The sequence below is a fragment of the Moorena sp. SIO1F2 genome, from assembly GCF_010672755.1.
In the GTDB taxonomy this organism is placed as follows: Bacteria; Cyanobacteriota; Cyanobacteriia; order Cyanobacteriales; family Coleofasciculaceae; genus Moorena.
On sequence record NZ_JAAHFV010000100.1, the window covers coordinates 1 to 18,394 of the forward strand.

Here is an 18,394-nt window from a genome sequence, read left to right on the forward strand (position 1 = left end):
TCTCCTACTTATGAGGTAAAGTCAATTTTCTTACCCCTACTCCCTACTCCCTACTCCCTATTCCCTACTCCCTACTCCCTACTACCTACTCCCTACTCCCTACTCCCTACTCCCTACTCCCTACTCCCTACTCCCTACTCCCTACTCCCTACTCCCTGTATTACCCGTTTCTAGCAGTGTCTGGAAAATCAAATAGGCTGAAGTAGCACCAGGGTCTTGATGTCCAGCACTGCGCTCCCCTAAATAACTGGCTCGTCCCTTCTTAGCCACCAACGGAATAGTATTTTTCATCCCTTCTTCTGCTGCGTTGACGGCCTGTTGCAAGGCTGCTAGCATACTGTCTCCTTGATCTACAGCTTGTGCAAAGGCATTGGCTGCGGGTGATAGAGCATCTAACATGGTCTTATCTCCCAAGTTGGCTTTGCCTCGCTGGACGACTCCCTCCACTGCTGCTTGGAATAGTTTGACCATATCCTCTTTTGTCAGTTCTTGCTTTCCTGCTACTGCTGCACTTGAGCGCAAGAACAGGGTGCCATAAAGTGGTCCACTGGCACCTCCGACACTGGAAATTAGAGTCATGCTGACGGTTTTGAGAATACTGCCAATGTCTTTATCTGCCACTTTAGGAAGCTGAGTGATCACCTTTTGAAAGCCACGATTCATATTGATACCGTGGTCAGCATCACCAATAGCAGCATCAAGTTCGGTTAGATAGTCCTTGTTTTGTTCTAGTACAGTAGCGACTGCTTGTAACCACTGTAGAATTTGATGTTTAGTTATCGTTACCATAGTGGCAGAGTGGGTCAGGGGGTGAGAGCCTCAGGGTAGCAATGAGCAATTAGCAATTAGCTAAGCTTTACGATACTGATGCTCCCAGATATCATATTAATCATAGTCCCCAACGCAGGGCTGGTGTCTTGACTGGTGCATCCCAGAATTTAATTAGCTCATCGTTCATCTTGAGTAGGGTAATCGAGCAGCCTTGCATTTCTAGAGAGGTAATATAAGGACCAATCAGACTACGCACGATTTCTAGTCCCTTTTGTTCACAGATTTGGGCTAATTTGCGATACACAATGTACAGTTCCGACAGGGGAGTACCACCCATGCTATTCACGAATGCCAGAATGCGATCGCTTTTCTGAAAAGGCGGGTCAGTTATTTCAAACTCTATCCATTCTGCTTTATCTTCATCCCACTCTCGCACTGTGCGGCTATAGGCAGAATCTTCAAGAATCGATAGCGCTAGCATTTCAATAATCTCATCTGCTGATTTGAGGGACATTCGTTGTCTTCCCGGTTCCCCGTGAATGCCAATCCCAAATTCTATTTCTGCTTCTCCCAAGTCAAACATGGGACTCCCCTTAGCAGGAGGGGTGCAGGATGTCAATGCCATACCCATGCTGCGTCCATTACCATTAACCAGGCGGCAGAGATTAGCCAGTTGTTTTAGGTCATAACCGGCAGCAGCGGCAGCGCCACAGATTTTTTCCGCTAATAATGTCGTCCCTACCCCGCGCCTGCCTTGAGTATAGAGGCTATCTTTAACCGCTACATCATCATCAATTAGGATATTGAGGACTCGGATGCCTTCTGAGATAGCTAATTCCGCAGCTAACTCAAAATTCATGACGTCACCGCTATAGTTTTTGACAATATTAAGAACCCCTGCACCACTGTTGACTATTTTTGCAGCTTCTAGCATTTGGTCGGGAGTGGGAGAGGTAAACACTTCACCGGGACAGGCGGCATCTAACATTCCGGCACCCACAAAGCCCCCGTGCAAGGGTTCATGACCACTACCACCACCGGAAATAATCGCTACTTTATTTGATATGGGAGCATCAGCACGGTAGATCAAGGGGGGGTCAAGATTAATTTTGAGCAGGTCAGGATGGGCTAAAGCCATGCCTTCTAGGCTTTCTCTGACAACATTATCGGGATGGTTGATTAATTTTTTCATGATTGATATCAGTAGTCATGGGTAATTGGTAATTGGTAATGGGTAATTGCCCCAACTTCCCCTTCTACCAATACTGCCATCCCTTACACCCGTTACTCATCTGTTGCCCGATCTTCTATCTATCAAAAGTCTAAAGCAATGCCTATTCTCACTCCCACAACGAGATAAATAAGCATTGCTTAATGATTCAACGCCCTTTTGTTGAAACTACAATTTGTTTTGGCTTGGAAATATAACCCTGCGCTATAGCACTATATTTCAGGAGTGCGATCGCAAAAAAACTATATCCCTAGTTCAGTCATGCCCTGTTCATACAACCTTTAACTGTCCGGCAAAAGAAGTCCCACATCTCTATGCGCAGGATGAGTGTGGGATGAATTTTGCACAGGGTCTCTAGGATCAGGGAAGCGAGCTATCAAACTTCTCAGTAATTCGGATGGAGTCATCCCCCTCCTGTCAGCTTCTTGTTTTAGTTGCTGTTTTTCAAAGCTGGTTAACCTGATCACAAATCTTTGATCTTTCATTTTAGTGTTGACACTTGTTACAACATATGCTATCCTAATAATAGGTCGAAAAACAGGATATGGCAACAATGATATCAGCTTATCAGTACCGACTAAGATTAACTAAAAAACAGGAAGCAGAAATCGAAAGGTGGTTAGATATGTTGCGCCACCAGTACAACTATTTACTTGCTGAGAGATTTAGTTGGTACGAGCAGAATCGTTGTTCCATTAACTCTTGTCCTTTGGTATGTCATCTACCAGAATTAAAAAATAATCCCGATTACTTTTCACAGCAAAATTCTCTGCCTCAGTTAAAGAAAGACAGACCCTGGTACAAGGTAGTTCAGTCTCAAGTTTTGCAGAACTGTGTCAAGAGAGTCGATCTAGCTTTTAAGCGTTTCCTGAAGGGCGATAGTAACGGGAAAAAAAGCGGGAGACCTAGATTTAAAGGGAAGAACAGATACAAATCTTTTACGTTTCCCTCTCTTGGCAAAAATCCTATAAGTGGCAATATACTGACTCTTCCAAAATTTGGGAAAGTCAAAATGATTTTCCATAGACCTATCCCAAAAGGTTTTCAAATTAAGACAGCCACCATAACTCGAAAGGCTGACGGGTACTATGTTACGTTATCCATTCAAGATGATTCTGTGCCGGATATTATCCCAGTAGATAGCGTCTCTAGTCCTGTTGGGATAGACATGGGTCTCAAGTCTTTCCTGGTCAAGTCTGATGGTTCAGAGGTACCAATCCCTCAATACTATCGGAAAGCTCAAAAGCGACTAAAAAAGATCCAAAAAGCTGTCAGTAGATCCAAAAAAGGAAGCAACAATCGGAAAAAAGCTGTAAACAAACTAGGTAAAGCTCATAAAAAGGTTGCTGACACTCGAAAAGATTTTCATTTTAAAACTGCTAAAAGCTTACTAGACAACCATGACTTAGTTGCTCATGAAAAGTTGAATATAAAAGGTTTGGCTAAAACTAAAATAGCCAAATCTATTCTTGATGCTGGGTGGGGTCAATTTTTGTCTATCTTGTCAAACAAAGCCGTTCGCGTAGCGTGGCCTACGGCCATAAATGCTGGTTTGATTACAGTTGCAGTGAATCCCCGTAATACTAGTCAAAACTGTTCTAATTGCGGAACGAAAGTACCCAAAAAGTTGAAAGATCGCATTCATTATTGTCCTCACTGTGGGTACACGGAAGACCGAGATGTAAATGCGGCGATCAATATATTGAAATTGGCGGTGGGGCATCCCGTCAGAAGTAAAGCTTCCAGAGTATCCGAACCGATAGGTGGAGTTGGGAAGAAGCCCACACTGTAATCTACGATTCAGTGTGGGAGTATGTCACGCAATAATGATGCCATGGTTCAACCCAAATGGTAGTATAATCCCGATCCGAATTTTCCACAATAGGGTAACAGATGAGGAGATTCAACCATGACCATAACCAAACCAATGTCATCTCAACGATATGCAGAATTTGACCAGGTCTTCCAGTTGTTTGATGCCAATGGTGATGGATTCATCAGTCGTCAGGAGATCATCGATGCTCTAGAGATTCTGGGACAAGGCATTTCCCTTCAAGACCGAACCAATCTTTTCAATCTGCTCAACAAAGATGATGTTGTGACACGGGATGCCTTTATGGAGTGGATGGTAAACCGCCAAGATCTCGATATTAGGGCTGATCTGCGACAGGTGTTTGAACTGATTGATGTTGATGGTAGTGGCAAATTATCGATTGACGAGTTCACCCAGATTATCCGTTGCTTCAACACGACCGTAACTGATTCAGAAATTGCTGCCTTGGTGAGAAAAGCTGATTTAAATGGAGATGGCGAAATTGATTTTGAAGAGTTTATTGCCACTCAGACTTATGAATCGGCTCTGAAGATTTCGATCGCAGGCTTACGCAGTTTCAAAAAGATTTTACTTCAGTACCAGAAAGTCGCAAAGTTTTCCTCAATTGCCCTGATTGAAGTTGATTCTGAATTAGGAGCAGGAACGCGCGGTCAATCCATTGGAACTGCTGCCTTGAGAGAAGCTGCTATCCAAAAACAAGCGGCACGGATGCATGCCGATAATGGTGTGTTGAGTCTGGATAGTTTACGAGTACAAACCGAAAATTCGGCAGATGCTCTGGGACACAAACATCAATACGCCAAGTATATTGACAAGCTATATCAGGTGCTGAGCCGCACCACCGATGTAGTCGCTCAAACCCTAGAGGAGGGACTGTTTCCAGTGGTACTCGGTGGCGATCATTCAACGGCAGCAGGGACAATCGCCGGAATCAAAAAAGCCTTTCCGAATCATCGCCTGGGAGTGGTTTGGATTGATGCCCATGCCGATATTCACTCCCCCTATACCACTCCATCAGGCAATATGCATGGGATGCCTGTGGCCATGGCGACTGCTACTAATAATCTGGCCAAGCAAATCAATGATCTTGACTCAGACACTGTAGAACTGTGGAAGCTGTGCCAAAGATTGGGGCTGGCAGATGGCGCGAATTTTAGCATTGAGGATTTGGTTTATGTTGCGGTACGAGATACGGAAGAGGCAGAAGACCACTTGATTGAAACACACCACATTCTAAACATGACCACTGAGCACGTTCGTACCTTGGGTGCGGATGTCGTTGCCCAACGGTGTTTAGAGAAGCTAGAAGGGGTGGATCTGATTTACGTTACCTTTGACGTCGATAGTATGGACTCGACAATTTGTATGGGAACGGGAACCCCAGCTCCAAATGGGATTTTTGTCAAGGAAGCCTGTCTGCTCAACGAAACCTTGGTTAAAGATCCACGGGTGTGTTGTTGGGAAATCTGTGAAATTAATCCCCTGCTCGATACCCTCAACACCATGGTGGAAAACTCCCTGGGCATTTTTGAAACTGTAGTGGATGCCATTGCCAATCGCCTAGAAGTAACACCGAAAGTATAAGACCTGATCGTTATGCAAACCGCCGTATGCTGATAGCTGATAGCTGATAGCTGATAGCTGATAGCTGATAGCTGATAGCTGATAGCTGATAGCTGATAGCTGATAGCTGATAGCTGATAGCTTAGCTAATCGCTATCCACCAAAACAGTAACTGCTGCAACAGCAATCAGCATCTCATCATTTTTATCATTAAGTTCTGGAATTGCCCTGCCTTGAACCACCATTCCACCGGACTCAAGGGATAGAGTTTTCTGACCAAAAGGCAGTACAGCCAGTACTTCATCTTCCCGGACTTGCTCTGGGTAAGGCACGGCGACTTGAACTTCAACTATCATATGATTGGGATGCTCTAAACCAGCTACTTCCCAAACACCAGGCAAGGCATTGTGAGCAATAGCGTTGCGTACAGCTCTTGCTGCTGCTACGGTTGGGTCTTGACCGTGTTGGTCTACTCCCATTCCCATTTCAATAATTAAGCGTTTACGAACCATGGCGAGTATATTGAATGCGCAACCGTTGAATCGGATCATCCTCTGATTCCGGGACAGTATCACGACCGATTTCTTGTAAGCCCAATTCCTGAAAGTAAGCCAGTTCTGTATTGGACAACGGCCAAGGGGGACCATCCGGTTCAGTGTCGCTATCCCGAAATCGAGTAATTACTAAGAGGGTTCCTCCTGGGGCAACTAAGGATGCGATCGCATTCATCACAGTTGACCGAACCTTGAGGGGTAAGGCTTGGATGTTACGACATTCAAAGACAAAATCAAATTTGTGATGCCATGCTGGATCTAAAGCAAATAAATCCGCCACTTGGTACTTGACCTGGGAATCGGGAAATCGGTTTTGGCACCATGCGATCGCAGTCGGGGAAATATCAAAGGCAGTCACTTGGAAACCCTGCTGCGCCAACGCTTCCGCATCATCCCCTAACCCACAACCAACTACTAGGGCAGAGCGACCCGACCCTTGGGGTGTATTACGCGCTAACCAATTCTGTAGATCGGGATGGGGTGTTAAACGCGCCCAAGGTATTTGCCCCGAATCCCCATTAGCTTCGGCATATAAAACCTCAAACCATTGAGATGGATTATCTTGGCGAATTGATTCCGATGCCAAGAGTTTAACCTTTTGCTGTAGTGTTTCGGGTTGTTGCTCGAACATAGGTCTGGGTTTGCTAATGCTTCCTAATTTTAACTGTTCCAATGTCAATCCCCATCTTGTCAGGCAGATCAGCATACCAGTAACAACTTACCAATTAAGCCATTTGGCTGATTTTTGCAATGAGGGGTGACACCCCTCATTTAATCAGGTATATTTGAAATATAAGATGCACCCTGATGATCGAGAGAGTCAGTAACACGGCTCTCTTTTTTTTTGCCTGTTGCCTGTTGCCTTTTGCCTTTTGCCTCTTCCCTTGTTTATAGCGCTATATCACTCCTGCCAAGACTCAAACCGACCTGGCAAAAGTACTTTTCTGATAGTGTTCACGTCAATTCTTGTCCACTGTTCCCTGTTCCCTGTTCCCTGTTCCCGACTTCTGCAAGAAGTCTAATATATTGTCTAACCGCAAGAGCCGAATCTAGCTGCAACACTTCACCAGCAAGCATCTCGGCCTGGTTGATACTCAACTGTGAAATAACTGAAATTACAGTAGCGATCGCAGGTGGATTCACACTCAACTCATCCACCCCTAACCCTAATAAAATCGGTATCCCTACTGGATTCGATGCCAACTGACCACAGACACTAACTGTAATCCCTGCTTGATGAGCAACGCTTACCGTTTGGTGAATCATCCGTAGCACAGCCGGTTCAAGGGCATCAGCTAGCTTCGCCACCTTGGGATTAGTACGGTCAGCGGCCATTACATATTGACTCAAATCATTAGTACCAATGCTGAAAAAGTCCACTTCAGCCGCTAACTGATCAGCCATGGTTACTGCTGCCGGGACTTCTACCATAATCCCCACTGGCATCTGTTCATTAAAACGATGCCCTTCTTGGCGCAACTCGGCTTTAGCCTCTGCTAGGATTTCCTTAGCAGCCCGTACCTCTTCTACTGAAGAAACCATGGGAAACATCACCTTAATATTGTGTCCATAACTCCCTCGTAGAATCGCCCGCAGTTGGATTTTGAGCATCTCTGGACAATCCAAACTCTGACGAATTCCCCGCCATCCTAGGAAAGGGTTAGGCTCTCGGGTGTGCCGATCAGAGGAAGCATCAGAAGACGCTAGATTCAGGAAGGGAATGGGCTTGTCACCGCCAATATCTAAAGTACGAATCGTTAGGGGATGGGTACCCATAATTTCCGCAATGGCTTGATAGGTTGCCAACTGCTCTTCTTCCATCGGAATAGTTAAGCGTTCCAGATAAAGAAACTCGGTCCTAAGTAAACCTATCCCTTGAGCACCACAATCGAGAGCCAATTTAGCATCAGCCTCTCCCAAAACATTTGCCATCAAGGGAATTGTGTGTCCATCTTGAGTAATTACCTCCCTAGGTAATTCATCCTTACTGTTGCTCTGTAGCTGTAATTCTTGCTTTTGTTCCTCAGAAGGCTCTACCCAAATTTGACCGGTTGTCCCATCCATGGCCAACTCCGTACCAGCTGGCAACGACAACACATCCTGACCAACACCAACCACCATCGGTATACCGAGCATATTGGCGATCAGGGCACTATGGGCTGTAGCACTTCCACTAGCGCAACAGATACCTAGGACTTGGATCGGATTTAGTTGCGCGACCTCAGAGGGGGTTAAATCAGCAGCAACCAGAATACCAGGCTCAGTCAGATCTAGACAGGTTTCTTTCCTATTCGTCAGTAATCGCAACACTCGCCAGCCGACATCGATCACATCATTTCCCCGAGCTTGCATGTAGGAGTCTTCCAGAGTTTGATAATTTGCTACGGTTTCATCGATCACAGTTTTCCAAGCAGCTCCTGCCCATAGATGCTGGTCAACTATAATCTGATAAGCTCTATTAACTAGGGCTGGATCGTCTAAGTAGAGCAAGTGAGCCTGAAAAATATCTGCCTGATCTTTAGTAACAGTATTGATCAGGTGTTGAAGTTGCTGTTGTGCTGTTTTAATAGCAAGTTGTAGGGTTTCCCACTCGCCTTGAGGATTATCTGTTTGCTCTTCAATAATCTCTGGAAGTTTGGGTTGGTAGACAATAACCGCTCCCATAGCAATACCAGCAGCAGCGGGAATTCCAACTAACCTATCAAGTGTGACGGATGAAGGGTCAAGGGATCGGTTACTGGGAGAGTTATAATTTTGGTTGATGTCTTCTTTGGCTTTATCTAGTTTTTCGCCAAAATTGTTATCGACTAGCTGCTGCAACGCTATCAAGGCTAATTCGGCATCTTCTCCTACTGCTTTGATGACTATTTTATCTCCCTGTTGGATACCTAAAAGCATCACATTATTAATGCTTTTTCCATTAACTATATTGCTAGTTTTGGTGATATTTTGTAACTTAATTTCTGAGTTAAACCGATTAGCTGTAGTAACAAATTGGGCAGCAGGACGAGCATGAATTCCCTGTTTATTCTGGACAGTAAGATGGATTTCTTTGGTTGTAGTTGCGTAACGCACCACGGGCAAGATGCCCGTTCCACCCACCGGGTCAAACTCAGTACTATCAGTACTATCAGTACTATCAACAACTGATAACTGAGAGGCTTTAGCGGTTAAAGCTGATCTAGCTTCAGCAATCACTTGGTCGATATCACCACCAGCCGCAGCTTGGACAACCGCTGCGATCGCACCTTCCACTAATGGCGCTTCGCACAATCTTACCTTGGGTTTCTGCTCTTCATCCAGAAACTCCAGTGCCATTTCTGCACTCAGCACTGCACTGCCTAAATCCATCAATACCACTACCCCAGCATCGGAGTAAACCGACTCAATGGCGGCTTGGACTTGCAGCACATCGGTACCAAAAGGATTTTGTGGGTCATCAATCCCAGCTGCGATCGCAATTGGTACCGATGTCTGAACCATCTGTTGGGCTAATTCCTTGACCCCAGCGGCTAGCTTAGCACTGTGGGAGATAATCACAATTCCAATCATAAGGTATATAAGCGCGTTGGTATCATCGGTTGTGAACATACTCGCTTAGGCAAGAGGCAAGAGGCAAGAGGCAAGAGGCAAGAGGCAAAAGGGAAGGCATTGCTGATTAATAGAATGATGGAAAGTAACTGAGGAGTACGCAAATAATCCTAATGACTGGTGTTATTATGCCCGGTGTTTGTTTGACAGGGGTGAAAATCAGGGAGCGGCTGAAGCTATTCAGAAAGCTGATCATCTATGCTCGAATAATTGGCTAGTTTATGGGGCCTTATATAAGATTTTGAACAAGTCACCCCTTATCCCTTTCTTAGCAAGAAAGGTAGAAATAACCTGAGGGGGGATATTTTTGTTATTATAAACCTATCTACAGCGTTTTGTATAACTAAAATGACACCATCATCTTCCCATCACACTGTAAGGCGAGGACGGGTTTTTCCGGAGAAACGACTGTCTCCTGAAGAAAAAGCCAGAATTCAAGCTGAAGATGCAGTGTTTTATAAGCGTTGTCGAGAGGTCTTTGAGCGAGTACAACCAGAATTGATTCAAGAGCATTATGATTGGTTTATTATTATTGAACCTGATAGTGGTGAGTATTTTATCGATGAAGATAAAAAGGTAGCACTTTCCAAATCCCGTTCTAAACATCCAGGTAAAAAGTGTATTATTATGCAAATTAATGAAACGGGAACTTGTGGCAGAATATGATCCAAGGTGAATTTAATAGGTTCGGGGAGTTATTTTTTGAAATTGGCTTGATGTCTGCTGATGGGGAGGTTTTTCCCGTTATGGCACTGTTAGATACAGGGTTTACAGGTTGGTTAGCTATTGATAATCAAGATGCTGAGAGTTTAGGGTGGGTGCGTAATAATGAACCACAGGATATGCAAACAGCCCAGGGAGAAGCACGGTTTAATTTATATGAGGGAAAGGTGGTTATTGAGGAAGAGGAGTTTACGGTTGAAGTGTTAGGAGGAGATGAACTGGTAAATAGTCTTTTAGGTGTTTTGTGGTTACGAACAAAGCGTTTAGTTGTAGATTTTACTATGGGAGTGTTAACCCTAGGATAAGCGATGCTCAGCAAAAAGCCGCTACGCGAACACACTGATAGTTAAAGAGGTGCGTTACACTTGGTTAACGCACCTGACAAGATAAGCGATCGCACTGGTTTAAAACCAGTCGTCGCTGTTACCCTCCCACTCCTGGTCACTTGCGCCATCTGGCCATTATGGATTTCTTGTTGGAAGATTTTGAGACAATTCCTAAACCGTTATTGGAGCGATTGTTATCGAAGGAGGTCAGAATGTAGAATTTATAATTTAGAATGAAGAATGAAGAATGAAGAATGAAGAATGGTGAATGAAGAATGGTGAATGAAGAATGGTGAATGGTGAATGGTGAATGGTGAATGGTGAATGGTGAATGGTGAATGGTGAATGGTGAATGGTGAATGGTGAATGGTGAATGGTGAATGGTGAATGGTGAATGGTGAATGGTGAATGGTGAATGGTGAATGGGAAATGAAGAATGAAGAATGAAGAATGAAGAATGAAGAATGGTGAATGAAGAATGAAGAATGGTGAAGGCAGAAGGCAGAAGCCAGAAGCCAGAAGCCAGAAGCCAGAAGCCAGAATTATAAATTTCCAATTCTTAATTCTTAATTCTTAATTCTTAATTCTCAATTCTTAATTCTCAATTCTTAATTCTTAATTCTTAATTCTCTACGCCACTCTGCTGCTTTTCGATCCATCTCTTTGATGAACCAATCTTTTCCATCCATATACGATTCAATATTGTCTGGATATTTATTAGCAAGTTTTCGCTTAAGTTCACCGTATTTATGGGCATCCTTAGGATGGGCAATCATATAATCTCGAAAGGCTAAGTGACGCTCTACCTGTAGCGAATTAACCTCAAACATATGAACATGATGTGTTCTGATTCCTATTTGATTATGTTTGCGAAAGAAACGACGACCTGGTATGCCGTATTCACCCATTCCTTCATAGCCTATTGTCTCCATACCTGAACTATTTTCATCGACTTTGGTAATGTCTTTGACCTCAACCAAAATATCAATAATTGGTTTAGCGTCTAGTTCTGGAATAGATGTACTCCCAATATGGTGTACAGCAACTAAGTTGTCGCCGACGGCAAGAGCAATCTGCTTTGATTCACGCTCAAATTCATCTGGCCACTTCGGGTCATGGGGAACAACTTCAACTTTTCTTGACATAACTACAGCAGTTTGAAATTGGGTGAGGTACTTACTAGCAGTTGGTTTGAGGGAGCAGGAAGCAGGGAGTAAGGAGGAGTATTGACACTCCTCGTCCTATAAGAACGAGGATTCTTGCTTCAAAGGGATTCCTATGAATTTACCCTCAGCAAGCATCTTGACCGTGTGTCCCACGGCTGCAAGTCCACGTATAGTGACTACTTGGGCAGCTGCCACATCTCTATCGGTTGTGTAGCCGCAATTTAAACAAACATGGGTACGTTCAGCTAAAGTCTTTTTGCCAGTCTCAGTTAAGCAATTTGGACAAATCTGACTTGTTCTACGTGCATCTACTTTCTGGAAATAGACGCCACGATGGACGCAAGTTTTTTCTAATATGTCCAAAAATTGACCAAAGCCAGCGTCTAGACAATGCTTTCCTAACATTCCACGGGACAAACCTACCAAGTTTAAGTCTTCTACAAATATCATCCCTGCATTGTCACAAAGTTGGTGAGAAAGCTTTCTGTGCCAATCCTTGCGACAATTAGCAATGTACTCATGTAGTTTGGCTACTTTATTTTGCGCTTTTTGTCGATTCTTTGAGCCAAAAGGTTTTCTAGAAACACGCTTTTGCAGCCATCTCAGCTTGCGTTCGGCATCACCAAAAAACTTTGGGCGCTTGACTAAAAGACCATTAGAAGTAGCTACAAAACTGGTTAATCCTACATCAATTCCTAATGGTTCACCATGGGGCATTGGCGATGGAATATCAGCATTCCATTGAATCGTCAACATCACATACCAACCAGAAACCCTTTTAACTATGCGGGCTTGCTTGATTACTCCATCTTCGGGAATATTCCGTGATTGGCGAAACCTTACCCAACCGATAACAGGAAGTTTAACCATACCAGGCTCAAGTCTATTCCCTTTCATTTGCGGAAAGACAAAAGACCTCATTCTTCCTTTTTTCTTAAACCGTGGAAACCCCGTATTACGCTCCCACATATTAGTGAAAGCAGTCTCAACCCTTTTGAGAGTTTGCTGCAATACCTGAGATTGAACCTTTTTTAAATTAGGGTTTTTCTTCTTTGCAGCTGTTAAAGACTTACATTGATTTCCATAGGTAGGACGGGTCGCATCGGCAGAAATGATGTAGCAACTACGAAGGCTACAGGAGTTTAATTGACAACTACGAGACTTGTACCAGTCTTTACGCTCAGCTAAAGCATAATTATACACCCTACGAGTTACTTCTAGCCACTCGTCAAATATTTGGGATTGTTGCTTGGTGGGTTTGAGTTTGAACTCGTAGGTGAGATTAAACATCGTCTTTCCTCCTTGTCCAGTATCATAACGCTTTAATTATCTAACGTCAATCCGAAAGATAAAAGCCGTCCTCAAAGGACGGGGCTTTAAACCCAAACTTTTTGGTAACAAACCAGAAATTAAAGAAATCCAACGATTTGCCCAACTGGGTGACCTGTTCAGTATGGTTTTAATAGACTGAGCCTTGGCTAGGTCTAGACTACCTACTTAGATCTAAGTAATTTACTATAACTATGTCACAACCGACTATAGAATCAATCCTTCAAGAAGAACGGCTGTTCCCGCCACCGGCTGATTTCTCCGAGAATGCCCAGATTAAGAGCATGGCGGAGTATCAGCAACTTTATGAACAAGCCAAAGCTGACCCCCAAGGGTTTTGGGCTCAGCTTGCAGACCAAGAACTAGACTGGTTTCAAAAGTGGGATACGGTATTAGATTGGCAACCTCCCTTTGCCAAGTGGTTTGTTGGTGGGAAGATTAATATTTCTTACAACTGTCTTGACAGACACCTCACTACCTGGCGTCGGAATAAAGCTGCCCTGATTTGGGAAGGGGAACCGGGAGACTCCCGCACCCTAACCTATGCCCAGTTACACCGGGAAGTTTGCCAGATGGCAAATGTGATCAAACAACTGGGAGTCAAAAAAGGCGATCGCGTTGGCATTTATATGCCCATGATTCCCGAAGCTGCTATTGCCATGCTGGCCTGTGCTAGAATTGGTGCTCCCCACACGGTTGTTTTTGGTGGCTTTAGTGCTGAAGCCCTCAAAGACCGACTAGTAGATGCTCAAGCTAAATTAGTAATTACTGCTGATGGGGGCTGGCGCAAAGACAAGATTGTTCCTCTCAAGATCCAAGTTGATAAAGCCCTAGAGAATAATGGCGCACCTACTGTAGAAAACGTCCTAGTGGTAGAACGCACCAAGCAAGGGATTGACATGGAACCAGAACGAGACCACTGGTGGCATGACTTGCAACCGGGAGCATCTGCTGATTGTCCAGCGGAACCCATGGATAGTGAAGATATGCTCTTCATTCTCTACACTAGCGGTACCACCGGTAAACCGAAAGGGGTTGTTCACACTACTGGTGGCTATAACCTCTACACCCACATGACTACCAAGTGGACCTTTGACCTCAAGGAGACCGATGTCTACTGGTGTACTGCTGATGTCGGCTGGATTACCGGACACAGTTACATTGTCTATGGTCCATTGTCCAATGGTGCTACTAGCCTGATGTACGAAGGGGCTCCCCGTCCTTCCAATCCCGGTTGCTTGTGGGATGTGGTAGAAAAATATGGAGTCACTATCTTCTACACTGCTCCCACTGCTATTCGTGCCTTTATTAAGATGGGAGACCAGCATCCCAACGCCCGTGATTTATCGTCCCTACGTATCTTAGGAACTGTGGGTGAACCAATTAACCCAGAAGCCTGGATGTGGTACCATCGGGTGATTGGGGGAGAACGTTGTCCCATTGTCGATACGTGGTGGCAAACTGAAACCGGTGGCTTCATGCTCACCCCCTTACCCGGTGCTACTCCCACTAAACCCGGTTCCGCTACCTTCCCCTTCCCAGGCATTATTGCTGATATTGTAGATTTAGACGGCAATCCAGTTGGGGACAATGATGGTGGTTATTTAGTTATCAAACATCCTTGGCCAAGTATGATCCGTACTGTCTATGGGGATGATGACCGTTTCCGCCGCACCTATTGGGAACACATTCAACCAAAAGATGGCCAATACTTCTATTTTGCTGGAGATGGTGCCAGAAAAGACCCCGATGGCTATTTCTGGGTTATGGGTCGTGTCGATGATGTGTTGAATATCTCTGGTCACCGCTTAGGAACCATGGAAGTAGAGTCAGCACTGGTTTCTCATCCTTCTGTAGCTGAAGCCGCTGTAGTCGGTAAACCTGATGAGGTAAAAGGGGAAGATGTCTTTGCCTTTGTGACCTTAGAAGGCAGTTATAGCGCTAGTGACGAACTCAAGCAAGAACTAAAGCAGCACGTGGTCAAGGAAATTGGTGCGATCGCACGTCCTGGTGACATTCGCTTTACTGATGCTTTGCCCAAGACTCGTTCCGGAAAAATTATGCGACGGCTATTGCGATCGCTAGCTGCAGGTCAAGAGGTTGCTGGAGATACGTCCACTTTAGAAGACCGCAGTGTTTTGGATAAGTTACGGGAAGAGGCTTGAAAACCAGGCTTCACGTAAATAGTCAGCTATCAGCCATCAGCTTATGGGTTACCTCACAGGCTAGAAGCCTGTGCCACGCTACTTGAGGTGCTTTTGAATCAAATTAGCTGACGGCTGACGGCTGACTGCTGAATGCTTACACTTACTCTTTGAGAATAATGGGAATCATAGCTGTCTTGTGTTGAAAGTATAAACAATCGGTAGGTGGAGAAACTTTAAAGATAATGATACCTTTAATATCGTTTTCTGGAACACCTGCTTCAAGAAGATAAGGAACTTGAGTTTCATTGAAAAGAGCTTCCCAGGAATCGTATCTATTCTTGAGAACTCCTGTTGACGTCAAATTACAATAGCTTAAAATTCCACCCTTCTTAAGCAGGGGATAAACCTTTTTGATAAATGGAAATTGGTGGGTGTGTTGTTCATCTGCATTCAAAGGATAAGTATCATAGAAAATACCATCAAATGATTGATCACTAAATGATTCTAATACATCACATGCTAAGCCCAAGATAGGGGTTACTTTATTAACTGCACTGTTTTGGAAATCAATCAATCGTTTAAAAACATCGTCATTGGCTTCTATAATCACATGTTCTTCTGGAGCATAAGACTGAATAGCATGAGCCGATATTCCCAAGCCAAAGCCACATTCTAAGATCCGACCACCATGGCGAGTGACTAACGCCGCAAAAGCCCCCATATAAGGGGTTTCCCAACGTTCCATAACCGGATGTCCTTCGATCACCAATTTTTCATCGGTTAGGACTTCTTTTTGAGCAGACCATCGTTGGGGATCCGCGCTTGTTTTTAACCCTTGATAACCGCTTTCAAAATTCATAGTCTTGACGTCTTGACACTCTTAACTGGTAATTACTATTGTTAGTTTCTAACCACAAATCGGTTGATAGTTTAAATTTGGAAAATAATCTTCACACCCACCTTTTCGGCGAATGTCCCAAGTTGCACAATGAAAAGACCCCCCAAATTCAAAGACATGTCTAAAGGGTAAAGGAAAAACCTCAAATCCATGCTTATCCAACAATTCTTGGAGAGGTTTTTCTCTTTCCTCACAGATAACCTTTGTCGGTGATATACTCAGAACATTCATTGACAACCACTTACTGGACTGGCAAAACATTGGCATTTCATCATTCGAGCAAGTCGGTTGAGGAACTGTGATAAACTCCCAGCCATTGTCTTTAAATATCTTCTCCTCCTCTTCCCGTATAGGTCTTTCAGGGTTTGTCAAAATAAGACCTGGTCGCAAAGGAACAAACGTACAGTCAATGTGTGAGGGGAAAAAATCAAGGGGAAAATGAACAGGGTGAACCCGAAATCCTCTTGGTTCTAGGTGCTTTTTTAACCACCGAATTCCTGTTCTATTTGTTGTCATCGATTCCTGAACTAATATATCCTTTCCTAATCGGCTACAGTCAGCTGCATCAAAAATAACTTCATCTTGTGTAATACAAAATTCAAAATCATGCATACGCTTAAATCTTTCTTCTAAAGACAGCTCCCAGAAATTCTCTAGATACATACTATCCTGCATAGTCGGTTTAGGCGCAGCATTCCAAATCATATGGTCGTCTTTATTCCAATATTCATAGACTAATTTCCGGTAAGGTAAGTATTCAAAAAATCTTGCTCTCTTCGACATAGTCGCTTCCAGTATTTCATTACCAAAGGTAATCATGACATCCCGAGGACAGACTCCACAGTATTGATTAGCAACTTCAAAGTAAGGGGTTTTTATAGATTTTGTAAAATCAAATTTTTCTGGTCTTCTTACTATCACATCGTGGTCTTTTAATAAATAAGCCAGTCCATTTAGTTCCTCATTAGCTTTTTCAAGGACTTTAGGGTCTTTAGGTCCACTGGGGAAAGGAATGATTTCCGCTAAATTCTGATCTCTTAATTTCGGATGATTCCCTGGTTCTTTTGGTTCAAAGCTAGCGTAGTCTGCAATTCCTACCACCATTTCTTCCAATTCATCCCATTCATTCCAGGAATTAACAATTTTTTCGGACATTTCTGATCTCCTTATCTATATACTAGCTAAATTTTGTGCGTTGCCTAAATGTGGGATAATTTTAATAGTTTTGTGGAATGGGCATCTTGCCCGTTCCGAATGGGCAAGATGCCCGTTCCAATCTGTGGAATAGGCATCTTGCTGGTTCCAATCTGTGGAATAGGCATCTTGCTGGTTCCAATCTGTGGAATGGGCATCTTGCCCGTTACAATCTGTGGAATGGGCATCTTGCCCGTTCCAATCTGTAGAATGGGCATCTTGCCCGTTCCAATCTGTAGAATGGGCATCTTGCCCGTTCCAATCTGTAGAATGGGCATCTTGCCCGTTCCAATCTGTGGAATGGGCATCTTGCCCGTTCCAATCTGTGGAATGGGCATCTTGCCCGTTACAATTTGTGGAATGGGCATCTTGCCCGTTACAATTTGTGGAATGGGCATCTTGCCCGTTCCATCCACTGGGTCAAACAGATTTTAGGAGATGCACCCCTTAAAAACACAGCTGATGCTGTTATCACCGTTTAAATGCATAACAGCTGACAGAGTTTCCCTTCACGGAAAAAATCAAATTGAGTATAAGTAGAGTATCCTACAAATACAGAATCCAATTTTTATCATTCATCATTGACAACAACTGTCTTTCAAAAGAAATACAGGTTAAATCATATCATTACAAATTTGCACTTTTTGATTAAGGTTACATTTATTTACAAATTCTTAAATCTACATCTATATATAATTTTTTTATATTTATATATAGTTAACCAATACCATAAGTAGTAAACTTGATCCGATATCACTAGTATTTTTGTTGATAGTTGACAGTTGCTTGACTGTCAACTCTGCTATAAAAATCGCAAAAACTTGTTCACATATTTATTGTGGTTAGATAAATTTTTTATACAAAGACTTGACAAAATTTCGGTTTATATAAACTCAAATCGCAGCACTCTAACCCAACATAAATAACAGTAAGCATATGCGCTACTTGAGGTGCTACTTGAGGTGCCGTCAGCTATCAGCTTACACAAGACTTAGGCAGCCAATCTATATGTAGGCTGTCTAAGTCCTGTTCAAATCGGAAAGACAAATTTCCTGATTAATCTTTCA

At 43.6% G+C, this 18,394-nt stretch carries 16 protein-coding genes; 6 read left to right on the forward strand and 10 right to left on the reverse strand.

Annotated features, from left to right (window positions below; all coding sequences use genetic code 11):
• Window positions 1–141 precede the first annotated feature (141 nt).
• Window positions 142–789, reverse strand: a complete 648-nt coding sequence (gene dhaL / locus F6J94_RS14150) for a dihydroxyacetone kinase subunit DhaL (protein ID WP_293041053.1) — start codon at window positions 787–789, stop codon at window positions 142–144.
• Between the two features lie 100 nt (window positions 790–889).
• Complete coding sequence (gene dhaK / locus F6J94_RS14155) at window positions 890–1,963, reverse strand: dihydroxyacetone kinase subunit DhaK (protein WP_293041056.1); 1,074 nt, start codon at window positions 1,961–1,963, stop codon at window positions 890–892.
• A 592-nt stretch (window positions 1,964–2,555) separates the two neighbouring features.
• Between dhaK and F6J94_RS14160 the strand changes: the two genes are divergently transcribed.
• Both F6J94_RS14160 and F6J94_RS14165 read left to right on the forward strand, forming a co-directional pair.
• On the forward strand, window positions 2,556–3,794 hold the full coding sequence (locus F6J94_RS14160) for a transposase (RefSeq protein ID WP_293041059.1): 1,239 nt from the start codon (window positions 2,556–2,558) through the stop codon (window positions 3,792–3,794).
• A 117-nt stretch (window positions 3,795–3,911) separates the two neighbouring features.
• The gene (locus tag F6J94_RS14165; protein WP_293041063.1) at window positions 3,912–5,420 is read left to right on the forward strand and encodes an arginase family protein; all 1,509 of its coding nucleotides are present in this window, start codon (window positions 3,912–3,914) and stop codon (window positions 5,418–5,420) included.
• Between the two features lie 125 nt (window positions 5,421–5,545).
• Here the strand turns inward: F6J94_RS14165 and F6J94_RS14170 are convergent, their stop codons facing one another.
• From F6J94_RS14170 to ptsP, 3 genes are all read right to left on the reverse strand, one after another.
• Window positions 5,546–5,911, reverse strand: coding sequence for a Lin0512 family protein (locus tag F6J94_RS14170; RefSeq protein WP_293041068.1), 366 nt, complete (start codon window positions 5,909–5,911; stop codon window positions 5,546–5,548).
• Window positions 5,901–6,584, reverse strand: a complete 684-nt coding sequence (locus F6J94_RS14175) for a bifunctional 2-polyprenyl-6-hydroxyphenol methylase/3-demethylubiquinol 3-O-methyltransferase UbiG (protein ID WP_293041071.1) — start codon at window positions 6,582–6,584, stop codon at window positions 5,901–5,903. The genes F6J94_RS14170 and F6J94_RS14175 overlap by 11 nt, the downstream gene beginning before the upstream one ends.
• A 323-nt stretch (window positions 6,585–6,907) precedes the next feature.
• Window positions 6,908–9,505: a phosphoenolpyruvate--protein phosphotransferase gene (gene ptsP / locus F6J94_RS14180; RefSeq protein ID WP_293041074.1), complete on the reverse strand. Its 2,598-nt coding sequence runs from the start codon at window positions 9,503–9,505 to the stop codon at window positions 6,908–6,910.
• 387 nt (window positions 9,506–9,892) lie between these two features.
• Here ptsP and F6J94_RS14185 point away from each other — a divergent pair, with 387 nt between their 5' ends.
• Window positions 9,893–10,210 (forward strand): hypothetical protein, encoded by a 318-nt coding sequence (locus F6J94_RS14185; RefSeq protein WP_075895554.1) that lies wholly within the window; start codon window positions 9,893–9,895, stop codon window positions 10,208–10,210.
• Window positions 10,207–10,572, forward strand: a complete 366-nt coding sequence (locus F6J94_RS14190; protein ID WP_293041080.1) for an aspartyl protease — start codon at window positions 10,207–10,209, stop codon at window positions 10,570–10,572. Before F6J94_RS14185 ends, F6J94_RS14190 begins: the two co-directional genes overlap by 4 nt.
• 629 nt (window positions 10,573–11,201) lie before the next feature.
• On the opposite strand, the gene F6J94_RS14195 is transcribed toward F6J94_RS14190, so the two are convergent.
• Window positions 11,202–11,738: a GrpB family protein gene (locus F6J94_RS14195; protein WP_293041083.1), complete on the reverse strand. Its 537-nt coding sequence runs from the start codon at window positions 11,736–11,738 to the stop codon at window positions 11,202–11,204.
• A gap of 96 nt (window positions 11,739–11,834) precedes the next feature.
• The gene (locus F6J94_RS14200) at window positions 11,835–13,049 is read right to left on the reverse strand and encodes a transposase (protein ID WP_293041086.1); all 1,215 of its coding nucleotides are present in this window, start codon (window positions 13,047–13,049) and stop codon (window positions 11,835–11,837) included.
• A gap of 233 nt (window positions 13,050–13,282) precedes the next feature.
• Here F6J94_RS14200 and acs point away from each other — a divergent pair, with 233 nt between their 5' ends.
• Window positions 13,283–15,253, forward strand: a complete 1,971-nt coding sequence (acs, locus tag F6J94_RS14205; RefSeq protein WP_293041089.1) for an acetate--CoA ligase — start codon at window positions 13,283–13,285, stop codon at window positions 15,251–15,253.
• 142 nt (window positions 15,254–15,395) lie between these two features.
• Here the strand turns inward: acs and F6J94_RS14210 are convergent, their stop codons facing one another.
• The 3 genes from F6J94_RS14210 to F6J94_RS14220 are packed head-to-tail and all read right to left on the reverse strand — an operon-like array spanning window position 15,396 to window position 17,515.
• Window positions 15,396–16,094 carry a class I SAM-dependent methyltransferase gene (locus F6J94_RS14210; protein ID WP_293041092.1) on the reverse strand — a complete coding sequence of 233 codons (699 nt, stop codon included), beginning with the start codon at window positions 16,092–16,094 and terminating at the stop codon, window positions 15,396–15,398.
• A 48-nt stretch (window positions 16,095–16,142) separates the two neighbouring features.
• The gene (locus tag F6J94_RS14215; protein WP_293041095.1) at window positions 16,143–17,288 is read right to left on the reverse strand and encodes a glycine amidinotransferase; all 1,146 of its coding nucleotides are present in this window, start codon (window positions 17,286–17,288) and stop codon (window positions 16,143–16,145) included.
• A gap of 44 nt (window positions 17,289–17,332) precedes the next feature.
• A complete protein-coding gene (locus F6J94_RS14220; protein ID WP_293041098.1) occupies window positions 17,333–17,515 on the reverse strand; it encodes a hypothetical protein in 183 nt (60 codons plus the stop codon).
• Between F6J94_RS14220 and F6J94_RS14225 the strand changes: the two genes are divergently transcribed.
• A complete protein-coding gene (locus tag F6J94_RS14225) occupies window positions 17,503–17,778 on the forward strand; it encodes a pentapeptide repeat-containing protein (RefSeq protein ID WP_293041100.1) in 276 nt (91 codons plus the stop codon). The two genes, F6J94_RS14220 and F6J94_RS14225, sit on opposite strands and share 13 nt — an antisense overlap.
• Window positions 17,779–18,394: the final 616 nt, after the last annotated feature.

Bases quoted from the DNA above. Each gene is read 5' to 3' on its own strand.
- acs (WP_293041089.1), top strand. From the start codon at position 13,283: ATGTCACAACCGACTATAGAATCAATCCTTCAAGAAGAACGGCTGTTC.
- F6J94_RS14170 (WP_293041068.1), bottom strand. From the start codon at position 5,911: ATGGTTCGTAAACGCTTAATTATTGAAATGGGAATGGGAGTAGACCAA.
- F6J94_RS14185 (WP_075895554.1), top strand. From the start codon at position 9,893: ATGACACCATCATCTTCCCATCACACTGTAAGGCGAGGACGGGTTTTT.
- F6J94_RS14215 (WP_293041095.1), bottom strand. From the start codon at position 17,288: ATGTCCGAAAAAATTGTTAATTCCTGGAATGAATGGGATGAATTGGAA.
- F6J94_RS14190 (WP_293041080.1), top strand. From the start codon at position 10,207: ATGATCCAAGGTGAATTTAATAGGTTCGGGGAGTTATTTTTTGAAATT.
- F6J94_RS14195 (WP_293041083.1), bottom strand. From the start codon at position 11,738: ATGTCAAGAAAAGTTGAAGTTGTTCCCCATGACCCGAAGTGGCCAGAT.
- F6J94_RS14165 (WP_293041063.1), top strand. From the start codon at position 3,912: ATGACCATAACCAAACCAATGTCATCTCAACGATATGCAGAATTTGAC.
- dhaL (WP_293041053.1), bottom strand. From the start codon at position 789: ATGGTAACGATAACTAAACATCAAATTCTACAGTGGTTACAAGCAGTC.
- F6J94_RS14200 (WP_293041086.1), bottom strand. From the start codon at position 13,049: ATGTTTAATCTCACCTACGAGTTCAAACTCAAACCCACCAAGCAACAA.
- F6J94_RS14160 (WP_293041059.1), top strand. From the start codon at position 2,556: ATGATATCAGCTTATCAGTACCGACTAAGATTAACTAAAAAACAGGAA.
- dhaK (WP_293041056.1), bottom strand. From the start codon at position 1,963: ATGAAAAAATTAATCAACCATCCCGATAATGTTGTCAGAGAAAGCCTA.
- F6J94_RS14210 (WP_293041092.1), bottom strand. From the start codon at position 16,094: ATGAATTTTGAAAGCGGTTATCAAGGGTTAAAAACAAGCGCGGATCCC.
- F6J94_RS14175 (WP_293041071.1), bottom strand. From the start codon at position 6,584: ATGTTCGAGCAACAACCCGAAACACTACAGCAAAAGGTTAAACTCTTG.
- ptsP (WP_293041074.1), bottom strand. From the start codon at position 9,505: ATGATTGGAATTGTGATTATCTCCCACAGTGCTAAGCTAGCCGCTGGG.
- F6J94_RS14220 (WP_293041098.1), bottom strand. From the start codon at position 17,515: ATGCCCATTCCACAGATTGTAACGGGCAAGATGCCCATTCCACAGATT.